General features: G+C 70.0%; 14 protein-coding genes and 5 pseudogenes. 9 read left to right on the top strand and 10 right to left on the bottom strand.

Annotation, left to right across the window (positions count from 1 at the left end):
* The first annotated feature begins 348 nt into the window (after positions 1-348).
* On the top strand, positions 349-1305 hold the full coding sequence (locus KVT44_RS40550) for a GlxA family transcriptional regulator (RefSeq protein WP_217572833.1): 957 nt from the start codon (positions 349-351) through the stop codon (positions 1303-1305).
* 110 nt (positions 1306-1415) lie between these two features.
* Positions 1416-2414 (top strand): type I glyceraldehyde-3-phosphate dehydrogenase, encoded by a 999-nt coding sequence (gap, locus tag KVT44_RS40545; RefSeq protein WP_217572831.1) that lies wholly within the window; start codon positions 1416-1418, stop codon positions 2412-2414.
* Between the two features lie 179 nt (positions 2415-2593).
* Here gap and KVT44_RS40540 read toward each other — a convergent pair.
* Positions 2594-3271, bottom strand: a pseudogene (locus KVT44_RS40540) (transposase); the annotation flags it as partial.
* 153 nt (positions 3272-3424) lie between these two features.
* Between KVT44_RS40540 and KVT44_RS40535 the strand changes: the two are divergent.
* Positions 3425-3709 (top strand): annotated as a pseudogene (locus KVT44_RS40535) (transposase); the annotation flags it as partial.
* A pseudogene (locus KVT44_RS40530) lies at positions 3691-4173 on the top strand (transposase); the annotation flags it as partial. The pseudogenes KVT44_RS40535 and KVT44_RS40530, both read left to right, overlap by 19 nt.
* Before the next feature lie 122 nt (positions 4174-4295).
* Here KVT44_RS40530 and KVT44_RS40525 read toward each other — a convergent pair.
* Positions 4296-5099 carry an NAD(P)H-binding protein gene (locus tag KVT44_RS40525; protein WP_217572829.1) on the bottom strand — a complete coding sequence of 268 codons (804 nt, stop codon included), beginning with the start codon at positions 5097-5099 and terminating at the stop codon, positions 4296-4298.
* Positions 5100-5162: 63 nt separating this feature from the next.
* On the opposite strand from KVT44_RS40525, the gene KVT44_RS40520 reads away from it, so the two are divergent.
* Positions 5163-5849 (top strand): AraC family transcriptional regulator, encoded by a 687-nt coding sequence (locus KVT44_RS40520; RefSeq protein ID WP_229889546.1) that lies wholly within the window; start codon positions 5163-5165, stop codon positions 5847-5849.
* Positions 5850-5867: 18 nt separating this feature from the next.
* On the opposite strand, the pseudogene KVT44_RS40515 reads toward KVT44_RS40520, so the two are convergent.
* The 3 genes and pseudogenes from KVT44_RS40515 to KVT44_RS40505 form a co-directional block, all read right to left on the bottom strand.
* Positions 5868-6024 (bottom strand): annotated as a pseudogene (locus tag KVT44_RS40515) (IS5/IS1182 family transposase); the annotation flags it as partial.
* A gap of 448 nt (positions 6025-6472) precedes the next feature.
* Complete coding sequence (locus KVT44_RS40510; RefSeq protein ID WP_254650585.1) at positions 6473-7597, bottom strand: low temperature requirement protein A; 1125 nt, start codon at positions 7595-7597, stop codon at positions 6473-6475.
* A 131-nt stretch (positions 7598-7728) separates the two neighbouring features.
* The gene (locus tag KVT44_RS40505) at positions 7729-8586 is read right to left on the bottom strand and encodes an MBL fold metallo-hydrolase (RefSeq protein ID WP_217572823.1); all 858 of its coding nucleotides are present in this window, start codon (positions 8584-8586) and stop codon (positions 7729-7731) included.
* 153 nt (positions 8587-8739) lie between these two features.
* Here KVT44_RS40505 and KVT44_RS40500 point away from each other — a divergent pair, with 153 nt between their 5' ends.
* Together KVT44_RS40500 and KVT44_RS40495 are read left to right on the top strand one after the other, a co-directional pair.
* Complete coding sequence (locus KVT44_RS40500) at positions 8740-9597, top strand: aldo/keto reductase (protein WP_217572821.1); 858 nt, start codon at positions 8740-8742, stop codon at positions 9595-9597.
* Complete coding sequence (locus KVT44_RS40495) at positions 9588-10031, top strand: hypothetical protein (RefSeq protein WP_217572819.1); 444 nt, start codon at positions 9588-9590, stop codon at positions 10029-10031. Before KVT44_RS40500 ends, KVT44_RS40495 begins: the two co-directional genes overlap by 10 nt.
* 34 nt (positions 10032-10065) lie before the next feature.
* On the opposite strand, the gene KVT44_RS40490 is transcribed toward KVT44_RS40495, so the two are convergent.
* Positions 10066-10704, bottom strand: a complete 639-nt coding sequence (locus KVT44_RS40490; RefSeq protein WP_217572817.1) for a prolyl oligopeptidase family serine peptidase — start codon at positions 10702-10704, stop codon at positions 10066-10068.
* Positions 10701-11576, bottom strand: coding sequence for an alpha/beta fold hydrolase (locus KVT44_RS40485; RefSeq protein ID WP_217572815.1), 876 nt, complete (start codon positions 11574-11576; stop codon positions 10701-10703). The genes KVT44_RS40490 and KVT44_RS40485 overlap by 4 nt, the downstream gene beginning before the upstream one ends.
* 97 nt (positions 11577-11673) lie before the next feature.
* Here KVT44_RS40485 and KVT44_RS58800 point away from each other — a divergent pair.
* Positions 11674-11873 (top strand): annotated as a pseudogene (locus KVT44_RS58800) (alpha/beta fold hydrolase); the annotation flags it as partial.
* Positions 11874-12031: 158 nt separating this feature from the next.
* On the opposite strand, the gene KVT44_RS40475 reads toward KVT44_RS58800, so the two are convergent.
* A complete protein-coding gene (locus tag KVT44_RS40475) occupies positions 12032-12916 on the bottom strand; it encodes an alpha/beta hydrolase (RefSeq protein ID WP_308314239.1) in 885 nt (294 codons plus the stop codon).
* Positions 12917-13067: 151 nt separating this feature from the next.
* Between KVT44_RS40475 and KVT44_RS40470 the strand changes: the two genes are divergently transcribed.
* Positions 13068-15842, top strand: a complete 2775-nt coding sequence (locus KVT44_RS40470; protein ID WP_217572811.1) for a LuxR family transcriptional regulator — start codon at positions 13068-13070, stop codon at positions 15840-15842.
* A gap of 309 nt (positions 15843-16151) precedes the next feature.
* On the opposite strand, the gene KVT44_RS40465 is transcribed toward KVT44_RS40470, so the two are convergent.
* Together KVT44_RS40465 and KVT44_RS61180 are read right to left on the bottom strand one after the other, a co-directional pair.
* A complete protein-coding gene (locus KVT44_RS40465) occupies positions 16152-16919 on the bottom strand; it encodes an IS5 family transposase (RefSeq protein ID WP_308314238.1) in 768 nt (255 codons plus the stop codon).
* A 218-nt stretch (positions 16920-17137) separates the two neighbouring features.
* Positions 17138-17557, bottom strand: coding sequence for a hypothetical protein (locus tag KVT44_RS61180; protein ID WP_368857603.1), 420 nt, complete (start codon positions 17555-17557; stop codon positions 17138-17140).
* Between the last annotated feature and the right edge of the window lie 51 nt (positions 17558-17608).

The following is a 17608-nucleotide window of genomic DNA, read 5'->3' as shown; positions in this document are numbered from 1 at the left end:
CCAGTCTGTTCATCGGTTGCCCTGCCCGCACGTGAGGCGAGTCCGCTCGAATGACCATGCGCGTCAGCCGTGCCGCTGGAGGCAGCGCGTACGTTCGGCATCGCTATCGGGTAGGACGGGACCGCACCCAGCGTGACGGAGGTGCTCGTGTCATGGCAGTTCCGGTGCGGGAAGGCCGCGCCGGGCGAGACGGTCGGGCAGATTGCCGTTCGGGAAGTGTCGGGGGAGGGGGAGGCGGGCGTGGTCGTGGAGCAGCTCTGATTCCTTCAGGCCTGGGCTCCACCCGGACCCTGCGCGTCCGGCCAACCCATCCGGATGTACGGACGCACCCCTGCGTACCCTGTCTCCGTGTCAGCCTCCCGCCTGCGTCGCGTCGCCGTTCTTGTGCTCGAGGGTGCGAAGCCGCTCGATGTCGGAATCCCCGCGCAGGTGTTCACCACGCGCGCGAGCATGCCGTACGAGGTGCGGCTGTGCGGCGCGGCACCTGGTCTCGTGACCGGTGGCGACGGCCTTTCGTACCACGTCGCCCATGGCCTTGACGCACTTGCGTGGGCCGACATCGTCTTCATCCCCGGCTATCGGTTCCCGGACCGTGACGATCCGCCGCAGGCCGTCGTCGACGCGCTGATCGCTGCCCACGACCGGGGCGCGCGGCTCGCCGCCATCTCGACGGGCGCCTTCGCGCTCGCCGCGACGGGCCTGCTCGACGGCAGGCGTGCCACGACGCACTGGCACTACACACGGGCGCTGGTGGCGAGCCATCCGCTCGTCGAGGTCGACGAGAACGTTCTGTTCGTCGACGAGGGCAGCGTGCTGACGTCGGCCGGCGCCGCCTCGGGCATCGACCTGTGCCTGCACATTCTGCGCGGCGACCTCGGGGTGGCCGCATCGAACCACGCGGCCCGGCGATTGGTCGCAGCCCCCTACCGCAGTGGCGGTCAGGCGCAGTACGTGCCGCGCAGCGTGCCTGAGCCGCTCGGTGAGCGGTTCGCCGACACCCGCGAGTGGGCGCTGCACCGGCTCGACGAGCCCCTCACCCTCGAGGTACTGGCGCGGCAGGCAGCGGTCTCGCCGCGCACGTTCTCGCGGCGCTTCGTAGCGGAGACCGGGTACACGCCGATGCAGTGGGTCATGCGAGCCCGCATCGACTTGGCCCGCGAGCTGCTCGAGCGTTCGCAGCGCAGCGTCGAGCAGATCGCCACCGACGTCGGTCTCGGCACCGGTGCGAATCTGCGACTGCACTTCCATCGCATCCTCGGCACCACGCCGAGCGAGTACCGGCGCACCTTCGCCCAGGGCGAGTAGCCCCGCCACCGGCGTCCTTGGCGCGATCCTTTTGAACCGTGGCTATCCCGCCACTGTCACCGGTGAGTGCCGCGAGCGAGCCTTGGTGGCGAACCGAAGGGACAGCACTTATGACTCGCATCGCCATCAACGGATTCGGCCGCATCGGACGCAACGTGCTCCGCGCACTGCTCGAACGCGACAGCACCCTCGACGTCGTCGCCGTCAACGACCTCACGGAGCCCGACGCTCTCGCGCGACTGCTCGCCTACGACACTACGGCCGGCCGACTCGGTCGCCCGGTGACCGTCGACGGGGACGCCCTCGTCGTCGACAGCCGGCGCATCAAGGTGCTCGCCGAGCGTGAACCGGCGCAGCTGCCGTGGGCCGAACTCGGTGTCGACATCGTCCTCGAAGCGACCGGCCGCTTCACGTCGGCCGAGGCTGCCCGCGCCCACCTCGCTGCGGGCGCGAAGAAGGTGCTGGTCAGCGCGCCGTCGGACGGCGCTGATGTCACGCTGGCGTTCGGGGTCAACAGCGACACGTACGACCCGACCGTGCACACGATCGTCTCGAACGCCTCGTGCACGACCAACGCGCTCGCACCGCTGGCCGCGGTGCTCGACGAGCTCGCCGGCATTGAGCACGGCTTCATGACGACGGTGCACGCCTACACGCAGGAGCAGAACCTGCTGGACGGTCCGCACCGCGACGCCCGTCGCGCCCGAGCTGCCGCCGTCAACATCGTGCCGACCACGACGGGCGCCGCCAAGGCGATCGGCCTCGTGCTGCCGAATCTGGCCGGCAAGCTGTCGGGCGACTCGATCCGTGTGCCGGTTCCGGTGGGCTCGATTGTCGAGCTCAACACGAGCGTCGCTCGCGACGTGACGCGCGACGACGTGCTGACTGCGTACCGCGCGGCGGCGGATGGGCCGCTCGCCGGCATCCTCGAGTACTCGGACTTCCCGCTCGTGTCCTCCGACATCACGGGCAATCCGGCCTCGTCGATCTTCGACTCGGCCCTCACCCGGGTCGACGGCCGGCACGTGAAGGTGGTCGCCTGGTACGACAACGAGTGGGGCTTCTCGAACCGCGTGATCGACACACTCGAGCTCCTCGCGACCCGCTGACCCGAGTGCGTCCGGCCACCGCGGGACAGGAGCGCGTCGGTACCCGACCGGTCAAGACGCGCTCCGCACGCGGACCTGCACAGTGCCGGACCGCCCTGGGGCCGACTCCCATCGGCGATGGGCAAGACCGGCCGACTGGACTCAAGGGGTGTGATGACGGCACTCATGCCACTAACTAACTAGTAGGACTCCGTTTGGTCTGTCTCGATCTTGGAGTCGGGGACTTTTGGGGACAGGCGTTGTTCGGTGAGAAGGGCGTGGGCGGCGGTCACGAGGGTGACGTGGTGGTGCCGGCCGGGCCAGGAACGCCCCTCGACGTGGTCCAGGCCCAGGCCGTGTTTGAGTTCGCGGTAGTCGTGCTCGATGCGCCGGCGGACCTTGGTCAGACGGACCAGGTCAGCCATCGCAGTACCCACCGGCAGGTTGGACAACCAGTAATCGGTGGGCGTCTCGGCGCCTTCGGGCTATTCGGCAAGCAGCCGGCAGTCGGGCAGGATGCCGTCCCACCAGCCCTGTTCGGCTGAGGCAGCGCTCCGGATCGGACGCTCGACGGCTTTGCCGGCGGGCCGGACACGCACGGCGGCAAAGCGGGAGCGTAACTCCCCTTGTGAGCCCTGCCGCCAGGTGAGGGTGGTGAAGGCCTCCTGTCCGAGGCCGGCGGCAAGGGCTGCCACCGACGGTGCGGGATTCCGGTAGCGGGGCTGGTGTTGGCAGCCGATGGCCCCGTTGCGGTTGGGGGCCACGGGTTTCGCGTCGAACGGGTGGGCGGTCACATCCGGGCGGACGGCCAGCACGTAGGCGATTGCGCGGTCGGCCAGTGCGGTCCGCAGATGCGTGTTGGTGCCGTAAGCGGGGTCGCGTCCCATGAAGTGGTGTAGCCGGGCAGGGCCCGGAACGCGCGGGTGTCTGCTCGGGGCGTGCATCCGCCGGCGTTGCATGCTCCCTGAACAAGGGCAGGCCATCGCGCAAGTCTCCCTGGTGAACGGGCAGTTCAACCGGAGGAGCGCACGATGGCCTTGTCCCAGTCTGAGCTGATGCGGCTGCTTGAGTCACTACGTCGGGCCGATGGAGTTGAAGCAATCAGGGTGGTGTGCGAGCGCATCCTGCAGGAGCTGATCGAGGCCGAGGCCACCGATGTGATCGGTGCCGCGCCGCGCGAGCACTCCGAGACGCGCACGACCTGGCGCAATGGACACCGGGACAGGCTGCTGACCACGCAGGCCGGCGACCTGGACCTGAAGATCCCGAAGGTGCGGAGCGGGTCGTTCTTCCCGTCGCTGCTGGACGCCCGCCGGTCGACCGGGGCAAACAGGGCCTCAAACGCTCGGGGATGACTGACGGGTACGGCATTCCGCTGGGCCGCGTCCTGGCCGGGGCGAACTGCCACGACTCGCCGCTGCTCGCCCCGACCCTGGACCTTCTTGACGGCCTGGGCCCTCTGCCCGACGACATCACCGTGCACCTGGACGCCGGCTACGACTCGGGCAAGACCCGCATCACCCTCGACGAACGCGGACTGCGCTGCCGGATCGCACACAGGGGCGAGAAGGCTCCCGTCCAGGCCACCGGGCGCTGGCACGTAGAGCGCACCCGTGCCTGGCAGAACGCCTTCCATCGACTCGCACGCTGCTACGAACACCGGATCGACGTCATCAACGCCTTCTTCGGCCTCACGGATGCCGTCATCACCGTGCGCAGCCTCGTTCGCCGCGCCTGGACCACTCACCGCTGGGACGACCGCCCCACCCGGCGACCATGACCCCGCACCCATCTGCGCGAGTTCTCACCAGCTCCAGCGAAGCACCAAAGGAGAACGGGCTCTGTCCCTTGAGCTATGAGGGCCTCTTGCCCGAGAGCCTGGCGGCCGCCGGCGGCGGTGAGTTACGGCATTGCCGCGAATCTCTCCCGGTGGTCGCGTGCCCACTGCTCGAACGTGCGCGCCGGTCGGCCGAGCACCCGCGGCACGTGGTCGGTGACGTAGGCCGCACAGCCGGCGCGCGCCCAGCCGATGCCAGTGATCATCCCAGTCGGCAACTGGTCGAGCGCATTCGTGTCGGTGATCTTGACCGGCCGTTCCAGCACGCGCTCCAGGATCGCCGCCTGGTCTGCGAACTTCAGCAGCTCTGGCCCGGTCAGGTCGTACCGCTGCCCGTCGTGCGCATCGCTGGTCATGGCGGCGACGGCGACCGCAGCAACGTCCCTCGGGTCCACGATGGCCTGCTGGGAGTCGCCGACCAGGTTCGGGATCGGCTCTCCGGCCTGGATCAGCGCCCGGTACCACAAGAAGTTCGAGGCGAAGCTCGGCGGGCGGAGCATCGTCCACACCAGCCCGCTGGCCTCGATCGCCTCCTCCGCGGCGAGGTGCCACGCGCCAACGGTCGCCCCGTCGAACCGCTCGCCGCTGCCGATGGCGGACAGCTTGACGACCTTACGGACGCCCGCCGCCCGCGCGGCCGTGACCAGGGCGATGTCGTGGTCCGCGGTCGGCACGGGGGGCACGGTTACGAGGAAGACCGTGTCGACGTCGGCCACCGCGCGCGCCAGCGACGCCGGGTCGTCGAAGTCGGCCCGCACCCCTCCGGGCCGCTCGCGGCGGGACATCGCCCGAAACGGCACGCCCCGTTCGGTGAGCAGACGGACGACGTGACTACCGATGGTGCCGGTGGCACCGGTAACAAGGATCATGTCCCGACGATCGCATCGCTCTCACGCCGCGTGATAGGAAGTTTCGGCACTATCGTGGGCCGCGTGAGCTCTCTCGTCGTGCCGCCTGCCCTGCTGCGCTGGGTGGCCGGGATCGATGTCGCTACGGCGGCTGGTTCGGCGGCGGTCGACGTGCCCGATCACGCCACCACACTTGTCCTGCGCAGCGACAAGCGTGAGCTGATCGTCATGGGTCCCCGCACCCGGGCCGCCTATCACGCCGGCGCGCCCGGGCATTCGTGCGTGCGGGTTCGCATGCGGCCGGGTCGTGCCCAAGCCCTGCTCGGCCGTCCGCTGCGTGATCTCGCCGACCGGGCCCTGCCGCTCCGCGAACTACCGGGCCTGGACGTCGACCAGCTCGCCGCCGATCCGATCGCCGCTCTCGAAGAAGCATTGGCCGATTGGCCGGAGCCGCCGGAGCGGCTCGAAGAGGCGGCACACCTACTGGCCGGTGCCACTGTCGCCACGACCGCGGCCCGGTTGCACATCAGTGAGCGCCGCCTGCACACCTTGTTCACCGCCGGCACCGGCTTGTCCCCGAAGCACTTCGCACGCATCGACCGCGTTCGCACCGTGCTCGCGGCCGATGCCGGCCGGTGGTCGGACATCGCCGCGACGGCGGGTTACTACGACCAGTCCCACATGACGGCCGAGTTCCGCCACTTCATGGGTGTCCCGCCCGCCGCGTTCACCGCGGGGCGGCGTCCCGCCGCGACTCCGTGCACTGCCTGAGTTCCAAGACTGGCAAAGGAGGAGTTGCAGCAGCTTGTCGAAGATGGTCCGATCGCTGATCCGCGTGCGGTGGCAGCCCAGCGGGGTGAGTTGGATCGTAGGCGGGCCGCTGTGGCAGCAGCGCCGCGAATTGGTCCCACAGGGGTTCGGTCAGCCATGATGGCAAGGCAGGCACAGGTCTCCTGGTGATCACAGAGCGTCGCAACTCCACAATCACCAGGGCCTGTTCCTCTTCTACTTCCGAGGTGCCCCATCGAGCCTATCTGCGCGAGTTCTAATCATGGAGCGGGTGACGAGAATCGAACTCGCACCGTCAGCTTGGGAAGCGACGGCGCTTGGGCGAGCCGTATGGCCCTGACCAGCACAGGTGCCGGGTTCTTGGCGTGGTCGTGTGGGTCGGATCGCACTGCTGTTGACCGTGGGTTTCCGTCCTTACGGGCACGCGGTGGGCATGGAACCCCGGAAGGGGAGAGGCCGGTGCCGCTGACGGTGCTTGCTGCGCAGGGGCGACTCGTGCGGAGATCAGCTGTTGAAGCGGCGTTGCGGTTGCGTACGTGTGGTCCCGGCAGGAGCGTCGCGGACGCGCGCTGTCGGAGAACGAAGTACGTCCCGGCGTCGAGTGATCAGTCCGTACGCCGCACGGCCCAGGTCTTCACTGCCGCCAGCGCCGCGGTGATCGCGGCCATCAGGGGCACGGCCGCGGAGGTCCAGGCCGCGGCCAGCACCAGAACCGCGGCAACGGGCGAGGCCGCGACGGCGGGACCGCGCAGCGGCGGGCCTACGCGCAGCCACCAGACCGTCGCGATCCAGGCGGCGAGGGGTATGCCGACAGCCAAGCCCTGCTGCAGGTGTGTGAGGTGCGCATGGCCGATGAGGGCGTCGACGGCGACGGCGAGTCCGGCGCCGATCGCCGCGGTCGAGGCGAAGACGAGGTAGTGGCCGTAGCCCCAGATGATCGTCGTGGACATGGAGCGCAGCATGCGCTGGGTGGTCCGGTCGAAGTAGAGCCACCACAGGCTGAAGACGAGCAGCAGACCGCTGCCGGCCAGGACCAGCAGGTCGACGTCGGTGCCGTCGCGCGAGTCGGCCGCGGTCTGCACGGCGCTGGTCGCGGCCAGTACCGCCTCGCCGAGCACGATCATGGTGAACAGCCCGAACCGCTCGGTGATGTGCTCCGGGTGAAAGGTCGTCACCTGCGCCCGCTCGGCCCAGATCGGGACCAGCAACTCGCCCGCGGCCACCGCCAGCCCGACATAGAGGTACGTCGGCTGGTCGAAGGCGAGGCGAGCGACCCATCCGGCCTGTACCAGAGCGTAGCCGACGGCGTACCGCAGGGCGGTCGTGCGCCGTTCCGGATCGGCCCTGGCCGCCCGCAGCCACTGCATGACCATGGCCATCCGCAGGATCACGTAGCCGAGGGTGATGACGAGATAGTCGCCGGACTCGAAGGCCCGGGGTACGCCGGCGGCCAAGGTCAGCGCCCCGGCGATCTGCACCATGGTCAGCAGGCGATAGGGGTCGTCGTCGTTGTCGTACGCGGAGGCGAACCAGGTGAAGTTCCCCCAGGCCCACCAGATCGCGAAGAACACCCAGAGGTAGTTGCCCACGGCATGGCCGAGGTGCCCGCCGCTCAGGTCGTGATGCAGATGGGAGGCGGCCTGCGCGACGGCGGCGACGAAACAGAGGTCGAAGAAGAGTTCCAGCGGGGTGGAGGACCGGTAAGCCTCGTCGGTCCGGCGGGCCGTCATTCTGCGTAGGTTCAGCACCCGCGTGCCGTGGCCTTCCGCGGCCGGTTCCAGGCCGGCTGCTTCTCTGGTCTCCCCTCTGGTCTCCCCGGGCATGGTTCGGCGATCCGTTCTGGCTGTCCGTGCTGTCCGTGTCAGGTTTTGGTGCCGAGCAGGTCGTGGGCCGCGACCCACAGTGTGTAGGGGTTCGCCAGCTCGGGATGGGCGGCCGTCATCCGGTCGATGAGCTCGCCCGGTGTGGAGCTGCGTTCCAGCGCCGTCTCGAAATCGGCCAGGTAGCGGCGGCTTTCGTCGATCTGGCGGCGGGCGTCGTCGTCGGCGGCCCGTGGGTCGCGGTGGCCGGCGATCAGGGTGTCGGCTTCCAGCGCCGCCACGGCGTCCAGCGCCCGCGTCCAGTCGGCCCGGGAGTCCGATGTCGATCCCATTAGCCACATGTGCGTCCGGTTGTAGACGACGTCACCGGAGACGACCAGGCTCAGGTCCGGTACATGGACGACGCTGGAATGCCCGGTGTCGGTGGTCCCGACCGGGATCACCGTGGCCGATGAGCCTCCGATCGGGATCGTGCTGCCGGTCAGCGGCCCGGGCGGGACGGGCTTGCCGGTCAACTGGCCGGGGAAGAACCCGCCCCAGATCTGCATGTACCCCGCTGAGATCTGCTCCTGCATCGCGGAGATGGACTCGGCCAGGGCCACCGGCCTCGCCTGCGGGAACGCCGCCAGGATCTCCGGCAGCCCGAGGAGGTGGTCGGCGTGCGGATGGGTGATGTACACGTACTCGGGCTCGCAGTCGTGGGACTTCACCCACGCCGCCAGCTCCCGGGCCTCTCGCACGGTGATGAGGCAGTCGACCAGCACGGCACCGTCGTCATCGCTGATCAGCGTCGACGTGGACGGCGGCCAGGTCGCCGGGCCCACCGCCTCCTCGAATCCCGGTACCGCACTCGGGATCGGCTTGGGATCCACCACGAACACGTCAAAGTCAAGGCTCATCGTCTTCTCCGGCATCGCTGACTCAGCTGGACCTCATGGTCACCCTGGGGGCCGGCGGCGGAGTATCAGCATGTTGACTGCACTGCGAGCCGCGGCCGGGTGCAGTCATGTTGCTGATACCACCCCACGGTGCGTTGCCGGATGCTGGTGCTCATGAACCTGAACGCAGCCACATCCGGGGGCGGCGCGCGCCTGCTGGCGGACGGGAACCAGGTGCCGGTGCTCGGCCTCGGCGTCTGGCAGGTGCCGGCCGGGCGTGAGTGCGTCAACGCCGTGCGCTGGGCGCTCGACGCCGGCTACCGGCATATCGACACGGCTCAGGCATACGGCAACGAGGAAAGCGTCGGCCGCGCCCTCCGCGGCAGCGGCGTACCGCGCGACCAGGTGTTCATCACCACGAAGTTCCATCCACGGGCCAACGATCCGGTCGCCCAGGCAGAAGGCAGCCTTCGTCGTCTCGGCCTGGAGCAGATCGATCTCTACCTGGTCCACTGGCCCGAGGGCGGCCCGACCCGGGCCTGGGCCGGGATGGAACGTGCCCAGGAGCTGGGACTGGCCCGTTCCATCGGGGTCTCCAACTACGACGCGGCCGAACTCGAGGCCGTGATCGCCGCGGGAACGGTTCCGCCAGCCGTCAACCAGATCCTGTTCAACCCGCGGCACCGTCGGCGGGCGCTCCTGGACGCCTGCGGCCGGTTCGACGTCGCTGTCGAGGCCTACAGCCCGCTGGGCACCGGCCGGTACGTCGACGACACCACCGTGGCCGGGATCGCCCGACGGACGGGCCGGACACCGGCACAGGTGCTGCTGCGCTGGGGCCTGCAGCACGGACTCGTGGTCGTGGCGAAATCAACGCACCGCGACCGCATCCACGAGAACGCGCAGATCCACGACTTCACCCTGTCGGCCGAGGACATGGCCGAACTCGACGCACTCGACCGGACCGGCGGCACCGACCGCGCGCTCGAAGCCAAGTGGTGGTCGCACCCAAGGAGTACGCAATGCCCATGATCGACGTGTACGCCACAGCGGGCACCTTCACGGACGGGCACCAGCTCGCCAAGGACCTCGCTGCCACCCTGATGGCCATCGAGGAGGTTCCGGACATCCCGATGTTCCGCCAGAACACCGCGGCCTTCATCCACGAGTTGCCGGCAGGCGACCTGTCGAACGTCGACGGCGCGTCCAACTACGTACGCGTGCAGGTGCTGACCAACGCGGGTGCTCTCGACCGCGACAAACAGATCGCGGTGGTGAGCCGGTTCACCGGCATGGTCGCGGAGGCTGCCGGCGACCCGACGCTCGCGGATCGCACCTGGGTGTTGCTGACCGAGGCCGTGCCCGGTGGGTGGGGGCTGGGCGGTCATGCCAACACCAACGACGAACTCGTCGCCGCGGCGCGCAAGCAGATCGCGGAGCTGCAGGCGATGGCCGGGGAGCAGTGAGGTAGGCGCCGGGGACCAGTGATGCAGGCGACGGTCACGCCTGTTCGTGGATCCAGGCTTCCGCCAGCGTGGTCCATATCGCGGCCTCGCCGGCGTTCCGGGCGAGGCCGAGGCTGTGCGGGCCGTGGGCGAACACGTGCACGGCGTGGGGGACTTGGCCGGCCGCGAGCGCCGCGGCAAGGCGGTAGGTGTGTTCGGCGGGGACATAGGGGTCCTCCGCGGTGTGCCAGACGAAGAACGGCGGCGACTGGGGCGTGACCAGCGAATCCAGCGATGTCGACCGGCGCAGCTCGGGGCCGGCGTCCTCGCCGAGAAGGATCACCCGGGCCGGACGGTAGGTCTCGGTCTCCATCGAGGTGATGGCGTAACCGAGCACGGCGAAGTCCACCGCCTCATCGGGCGGGGCGCCCGGCGCGAGGGCGGCCAGCCCGGCCAGATGACCTCCCGCGGAGAACCCGATGAGACCGATGCGCTGTGCGCCGGCTCCCCGCCGGCGGCGGATCTCGGCGCGCAGCGCGTTGAGCGGCTCCGGGTGCCGGGCGCGGAGCGGATAGCGGAACACGCTCGCCCGCACGCCTATGTCGCCGAGCCAGTCCACCACCGGCTCGGCCTCGTGCGCAGCGTGTTCGGCGTACCCGCCGCCGGGCAGGACGATCATGTGGGTGCCGGTCATCGAGGGCCGCCGAGGAAGGCGTCGACGTCCGCGGCGAATTCCGCGTGGTGCTGGAACAGGAACCCGTGCGCCGAGTCGGGATAGATCTTCACGCGGGCCTGCGGGATGAGACCCGCGAGCAGGTGGGAGTAGTGCGGCAGGATCATCGGGTCGCTGTCGCCGTTCGCCACGAACACGGGCATCCTCAGGCAGCTGAGCCGCTGGAGCTTCGCGTGATCGGGGATCCCCCACGTGCACACCGCGTCGTACTGCGCCTCGCGGGTCGCCCAGTCGGTCGCCGTGTCCCGGTCTTCGCTCCGGGCGCCGTAGATCCGCTGCAGGGTTTGCCGGCCGGCCCGCAGGCTTGCCGGGGATCCGGTGAAGAAGACGCTCAAGTATTCCTCGGGGCTGGTCTCAGGGTTGCCGACAGCGTAGATGACCTCGGGGGCCCAGCCGTGCATGCCGTCGGCGCCCTGCGGTGCCGACGAGGCGAGGACCAGCCTTCTGACGAGCGCCGGCCTGGTCAGGGCGATCTGCTGCGCGACGAAGCTGCCGAGGGAGAATCCCAGGACATCGACCTGGCCGAGGCCCAGGGCCCCGATCGCCTCGATGAAGGCGATGGCGTCGTGTGCCATCTGGTCCGCGGTGTTCGGAGTCGTCCCGGTGGAGCCGCCGACTCCGGCGTTGTCGAAGGCGATGACACGCCGGGCCGGTGCCAGCGCGTCGATCAGCGCCGGATCCCAGTTGTCGAGGTTTCCACGGAAGTGCTGGAGAAGGACCAGCGGCACACCAGCGCCGTCGTCCGTCGGGCCGGTGTCGCGGTACGCGTAGTCGATGCCGTTCGCGGCCTTGACCCGCTCGTTCGGCAGACCTGAGTACGAGTTGAGCTCCATGACCCGAGCGAATCAGCCGCGGCGCGGCGGCGGAATCCGCATGTTGACTGCACCGGGCCGCCGCGGGGGAGGTGCAGTCGGGTTGCGGATACCGGCCGCCGGGTACCGGGTGATCCGCTACGACCGGCGGGGGTTCGGCCCGTCGAGCAAGCCCGCGACCGGCTACGACCGGCGCGGTGCTCGGCGGGTTCTCGATGGGCACCGGGTACGTACGGCTCGGGCTGGGTGGACAAGGCGGTGCTGATCGGGACGGTCCCGCCGTTTCTGCTGAAGGCGGCCGACAATCCCGAGGGCGTCGACGGCCAGGCGTTCGAGGCCACGGCGGGACGACTGCCCGCCTTGGTCGCGGATCTCAGGCTGGTCAGGGTCGAGGGCGGCCGGCACGACATCTGCTGGACGCACCACGAAGAGGTCACCCAGGCTCCGCTGGAGTTCCTCGCCGCCTGACGTACGCGTCACAGGGCTTGCAGAAAGCCGACGAGCAGTTGGTTGACCTGGGCGGCGTGCGTCCAGATGATCGCGTGCCCGCCGTCCGGTATCACCGCGAGGCGGGCGTCGGCCAGCATCACGGCCAGGCGGTTCCCGGTCGCGCCGGGCGGCATGACCCTGTCCTGAGCGCCCTGCACGATCAGGACGGGGATCGTGATGCGGGCGACGTCGTCGCGGAAGTCCTCTCGCCAGGCGACCGCGCAGCCCAGGGCCGCGATCGCGGACACCCGGAGCGCGACGTGGAAGCTGTTCTGCCAGGCCTGGTCGCTCACCCGGCTCCCGCCGAGCAGGTCGGTGTTGCGGTAGTCGGTGTTGTAGTAGTCGATGTTGTAGTACCGGTCCAGGTAGGCCTTGATCGCCGCCGGGCGGTCGGCGGACAGCTCGCCGAGGAAGGCGTCGAGGACGCCCGGGGCGATGCCCTCCGGGTTGGCGTCGGACCGGGGCAGGAACGGCGGCAGAGGCGCCAGCAGCGCCGCGCCGCGGACCCGCCGCTGCCCGTACGTTCCCAGGTACCGGGTCAGTTCCCCGGTGCCGGAGCAGCAGCCGACGAGCACCGCGTCCAGCACATCCAGGACTTCCAGCAGTATGTTCAGGTCCGCGGCCAGCGTGTCGTAGTCGTAGCCCACCGCCGGCCGGCCCGAGTCGCCGCCGCCGCGCCGGTCGTAGCTGATGACGCGGTACCCGGCCGTGAGCAGAGCCGCCTCCTGCTTCTCCCACGAGCGCCCGTCGGCGAGGTAGCCGTGGACCAGGACGACGGGCGGGCCCGCGCCGTGGTCCTCGTAGTGGATCCGGATGTCACCGGTGTTCTCCCGGCCGACCATGACATACGGCATCACGAACCCGCGTTCCATCGCGCGCAGGGGACAGCATCCATACACTCAACCCTGTGCCGCGCAGCGGCCGTCCGGTATCCGCAACCTGACTGCACACGGCCTCGCGTGACCGGATCACCTTGGCTGTGTGCGGGCCTGTATTCGGCCGGGTGGGGGTGGCGTTTCCGCGATGACCCGCAAGGACACCAACGTGATCGGGCGGCGGGAGGAGCTGTCCCTGCTGCGGGAACTGATCACCCCGCCCCACAAGGAATGCCACGTTCTGCTGCTCCTGGGCGATCCGGGTCTGGGCAAGACCGTCCTGCTGGCCGAAGCAGCGCGCGAGGCCAAGGCGGCGGGGATGCGGGTGCTGGCGACCACCGGCAGGGAGTCGGAGCAGGACCTGGCGTTCGCCGGGCTGCACCAGCTGCTGCGCCCGGTGCTGGACCGTGTGGCCCGCCTGCCGACCCGTCAGGCCGAGGCGCTGCGCGGTGCGTTCGGGCTCTCCGACGACCCCGCGCCGCCCGACGCCCTGCTCACCGGGATCGCCGTACTCACTCTGCTGTCCGAGCTGTCCGACGAGCAGCCGCTGCTGGTGGCAGCCGACGACACGCAATGGCTGGACCGTGCCTCCCTCGACGCGCTCGCCTTCGCCGCCCACCGCCTGGAATCGGAGCAGCTCGTGCTGCTGGCCGGCGCCCGCGGGAACGTACCTCCCGCCGGTTTCGAGCGGGACCTGCCGCAGCTCCTGCTGCGACCACTCACCCGGCCGGACGCGGGCCTGCTCCTGGACGCGCAACCGCGCCCGCCGCACGGTCGGCTGCGTGAACAGGTGCTGGCCCAGGCGGTCGGCAACCCACTGGCACTGATCGAGCTGGCCAGGGTGATCGCCACGGATCCCGACGCGGGGCGCCGATGGACCGCCGAGCCGCTGCCGTTGACCGGGCAACTGACCGCCCTCATGGCCGCCCAGTACGTCACTCTGCCCCCGGCGGCCCGATCCGCGCTGCTGCTCGCCGCGGCCGCCGACAGCCCGGACCTGACCACGGCGATACCAGGGCTTTCCACCGACGCGCTCGCCCCGGCGGAAGCGGCGGGCCTGATCCGGCTGGACACGCCGGGCCCGCGGTTCGCCCATCCGCTCACCCGGTCGGCCGTCTACCATGCCGCGCCCTTCGCCGAGCGGGCCGCGGCGCATCGACAGGTCGCCGACGCGCTCCGCGACCAGCCCGACCGCCACGCCTGGCACCTGGCGGCCGCCGCGCTGGAACCCGACGAGCACCTGGCCGCACTGCTCGAAGACAGCGCGGCCCAGGCACAGCGCCGCGGCGGCGCCGCCGCGGCGGCACGCGCCCTCGAACGCGCCGCCGAGCTCAGCCCCGGCGAACCCGACAAGGCCCGGCGACTGCTGGCCGCCGCCGAACTCGCCCTGCCCGCCGGACAGGCCGACTGGGTACGCGAACTGGCGGGCAAGGTACTCACGCTGACCTCCGCCCCGGACCTGCGCATCGCCGCCCGGCTGGACATCGGCTGGTCGCTGCTGTGGTCCAACCGCAACGCCGACGCGTTCGACACACTCCTGTCCGTCGCCGCCGAGGCATCCCCGAGGCTGCCGGCCATCGCCTGGCAGGCCGCCTGGATGGCCGCCACGGTCGCCCACCAGACCGGACTCCCCGAAGTCTGCGCCAAGGCACGTGCCGCCCTCGACCTGCTCGATTCCCGGGACGGGCCACCGCCGCCGGCCGAGGACTGGCCCGCCGGCCGTGCCGACGAGTACCGGCTCTGGATCCGGGCCTGCACGGACCCGTTCGGCGAAAGAGCCGACATCGTCCCCCGCCTGCGGCGCACAGCGGGAGGATCCCTCTCGGACCCGGGTACGTTCGGCGCGGCAGCCTGGGTCCTGGACGAAACCGAACTGGCGGTCAGGGTGCTGCGCGAAGCCCTCAGCCGGCTGCGCGCCCCGGGCGTCCGCGGTGCCAGCGGCGGCGTGCTGTCGGCACTGGAATGGGCATGCGTCGACAGCGGGCGCTGGGACGACGCACTCGCCGCCGCCCGAGAGGCGGGCGACATCGCCGCCGCCTACAAGATGGAAACCGTCGCGGGCTCGGCCGACCTCACCACGGCCATCGTGGCGGCCATGCGCGGCGAACACGACCAGGTGGCACCGCTGCTGGCCCGCGTGCGCGCCGCCGTGGACACCTCCGAATACCGCGGGTTCGCCGCCAGGATCTGGCAGACGGCAGGTCTCGCCGCGCTGGCCCAGGGCAACTACGTGACCGCGTACGCGCAGCTCAGCCAGCTCTTCGCCGCCGACGGCACACCCCTGCACCATCACTTCTCGTACCTCGCCGTCGCTGACCTCGCCGCCGCGGCGGTGCGCGCCGAACGGCACCTCGAAGCGCGTACGTTGCTGGAGCGCGCGCTGGCTCGCGTGGACCCCGCGCCCGGGCCGCGCCTGGAACAACTCACGGCCCGGGCCCGCGGACTGCTCGCCGAGCCCGGCAGCGCCGAAGCCCACTTCGCCGCGCCCCTGGCCGATCCCGCCGGAGACACATGGCCGTTCGAACAGGCCCAGCTTCAGCTGGACTACGGGGAATGGCTGCGCCGGCAGCGACGGATCAACGACGCCAAGCCCATCCTCGTGACCGCCCTGGAAACGTTCCGCCGTCTGGGCGCGGCACCGTGGACACGGCGCGCGGAATCCGAGCTGCGTGCCTGCGGCGTAACGGTGCAAGCCCCGCAGGGCGCCCCGGGCGCGCTGGACGGCCTCACCGCTCAACAGCGCGAGATAGTCGTCCTCGCCGGACACGGCCTGACCAACGGCGAGATCGCCGACCGTCTGTTCCTGTCCCCCCGTACCGTCGCCTCACACCTGTATCGCTCCTACCCCAAGCTCGGCATCGCCGGCCGCCACCAACTCCGCGACATCATCGACCAACAGATCACACCACGGGCCGGCCGCTAGTGCGCCGACGACGCCGCCGATCCTGCAGCCGTCGGGGAGCGTGCCCGCCGTGAGGTACTGCGCGCAGCCTTGCCCTGCACAACAAACAACCCCAGGCCAATGACCTGGGGTGTCGTATGGAGCGGGTGACGAGAATCGAACTCGCACTCTCAGCTTGGGAAGCGACGGAGCTTCGGTGGGGAAACGGCTTCTGACCTGGTCATACGCGCTCGAAGGCGGACCTCAATGAGGCGGGGGCGAGCCGCTGTTGACCGTGGTTGTCCGCTCTTGAAGGGCCCTAACAAAGCCGTTGGACGTGGCGGTGATTGATCAGGCAGACGGCGAGGCCGAGGAACGCTTCGTGGATGTCGTCGCGGCGTTCCCAGCGGATGCGTAGGCGGCGGATGCCGTGCAGCCAGGAGATCGTGCGCTCGTCGTGCGCTCGACGACGTAGCGGAAGATGCCCAGGCCGGTGCCATGGGGCTGGCCTCGCTCCGCGATCACTGGTCGGATCCCGCGCTGCCGGAGCGGGCGGCGGTACTTGTCGTGGTCGTAGCCGCGGTCGGCCGGCAGCGCGTCCGGCCGTCGGCGCGGCCTGCCGACCCGTCCGGCGACGGCCGGGATCTTGTCGAGCAACGGCAGGAGTTGGGTGACGTGGCCCACGGTTTCCGCCGGTCGGCGACACCGCGAGCGGGATGCCCTGCCCGTCGACGATGAGGTGGTGCTTGCTGCCCGACCGTGCGCGGTCGACCGTGCTGGGACCGCTTTGGGGCCCCGCCGGGCCGCGCGGACGTGCGAGGAATCGATCATCGCCCGGGACCGGTCCAGCTTGTCCTTCGACCGCAGCTTCTCCGGCAGCACCACGTGGAGCTGGTCCCGGGCGCCGGCCTCGCCCCATGCGGCCGGCCGCCGCCGGCAGGTCATGCCCGAGCCGAAGCCCAGCTCCTGCGGCAGGTACTCCCACTGGATGCCGGTGTGCAGGACGAACAGGATCCCGCACAGGGCCTGCCGGTCCGGCACCCGCGGCCGTCCCTCGACCAGCTTTGGCACCGGCTCGGGCAACAACGGCTCGATCAGCGACCACAGTTCATCCGACACGATCCACGGCCGCGACTGACGATTCCCCACGACCAGACCAGCGAGCAGACAAGCCAACCGTCACACGATCAACGGCTTTTGTTAGAGCCAGTAAGTGGGCGCCCAGGCTGACGTCTCTACGAGCACGAAGAGGGACGTGTGGCTCAAAAGCTACGCAACCTATCGACTCCAAATCTTACTTAACGGCGCAATGCATACCTAAACGGCCACTAAGGCGCTTACGGCGCGGGCCGCAAGTGGGGGGCCCGACTAACCAAGCTGGCGAGACGTCGTTCGGTCTCAGAATCGGCCGGCGCAAAGACCTGTAGGCGGTGGCCCGACCGTGGTGCCAGCCAGGTGTTGGACACCTCGAAGTGGAGCTCACCGACGATGGCGTTGCGAATCGTCCGAACTCCGGAGTCCTCGACCTGCGCAATCGTGTGACGGTCCCATAGTTCGGCGAACTCCGGGGACACTGCCCGAAGCCGGGACACGAGGTTCCGCCACAGGGGGTCACCGACATGGTCGGCCATGGCGACTCGTAGGTTGGCGACCATGCGCGCGGCGGTGGCTTCCCAGTTGACGATGCTCTTCCGCCAAGCCGGGTGGGTGAATGTCAACCACACGCAGTTGGGGTCTGCTGCAGGTTTGGGTGACAGGTTCGGTCACACGACCTGGAGGGCCGGTGTGGTCATGACGGTCTCGAATTC

It is taken from the genome of Streptomyces sp. GbtcB7, assembly GCF_019091445.1.
Classification (GTDB): Bacteria; Actinomycetota; Actinomycetes; order Streptomycetales; family Streptomycetaceae; genus Streptomyces; species Streptomyces mirabilis.
This window is presented reverse-complemented; position numbering and strand designations above follow the sequence as displayed.

Excerpts from the sequence above, each read along its gene's own strand:
- gap (WP_217572831.1), top strand. The coding sequence starts at position 1,416 with ATGACTCGCATCGCCATCAACGGATTCGGCCGCATCGGACGCAACGTG.
- KVT44_RS40525 (WP_217572829.1), bottom strand. The coding sequence starts at position 5,099 with ATGATCCTTGTTACCGGTGCCACCGGCACCATCGGTAGTCACGTCGTC.
- KVT44_RS40510 (WP_254650585.1), bottom strand. The coding sequence starts at position 7,597 with ATGACGGCCCGCCGGACCGACGAGGCTTACCGGTCCTCCACCCCGCTG.
- KVT44_RS40505 (WP_217572823.1), bottom strand. The coding sequence starts at position 8,586 with ATGAGCCTTGACTTTGACGTGTTCGTGGTGGATCCCAAGCCGATCCCG.
- KVT44_RS40500 (WP_217572821.1), top strand. The coding sequence starts at position 8,740 with ATGAACCTGAACGCAGCCACATCCGGGGGCGGCGCGCGCCTGCTGGCG.
- KVT44_RS40495 (WP_217572819.1), top strand. The coding sequence starts at position 9,588 with ATGCCCATGATCGACGTGTACGCCACAGCGGGCACCTTCACGGACGGG.
- KVT44_RS40490 (WP_217572817.1), bottom strand. The coding sequence starts at position 10,704 with ATGACCGGCACCCACATGATCGTCCTGCCCGGCGGCGGGTACGCCGAA.
- KVT44_RS40485 (WP_217572815.1), bottom strand. The coding sequence starts at position 11,576 with ATGGAGCTCAACTCGTACTCAGGTCTGCCGAACGAGCGGGTCAAGGCC.
- KVT44_RS40475 (WP_308314239.1), bottom strand. The coding sequence starts at position 12,916 with ATGGAACGCGGGTTCGTGATGCCGTATGTCATGGTCGGCCGGGAGAAC.
- KVT44_RS40470 (WP_217572811.1), top strand. The coding sequence starts at position 13,068 with ATGACCCGCAAGGACACCAACGTGATCGGGCGGCGGGAGGAGCTGTCC.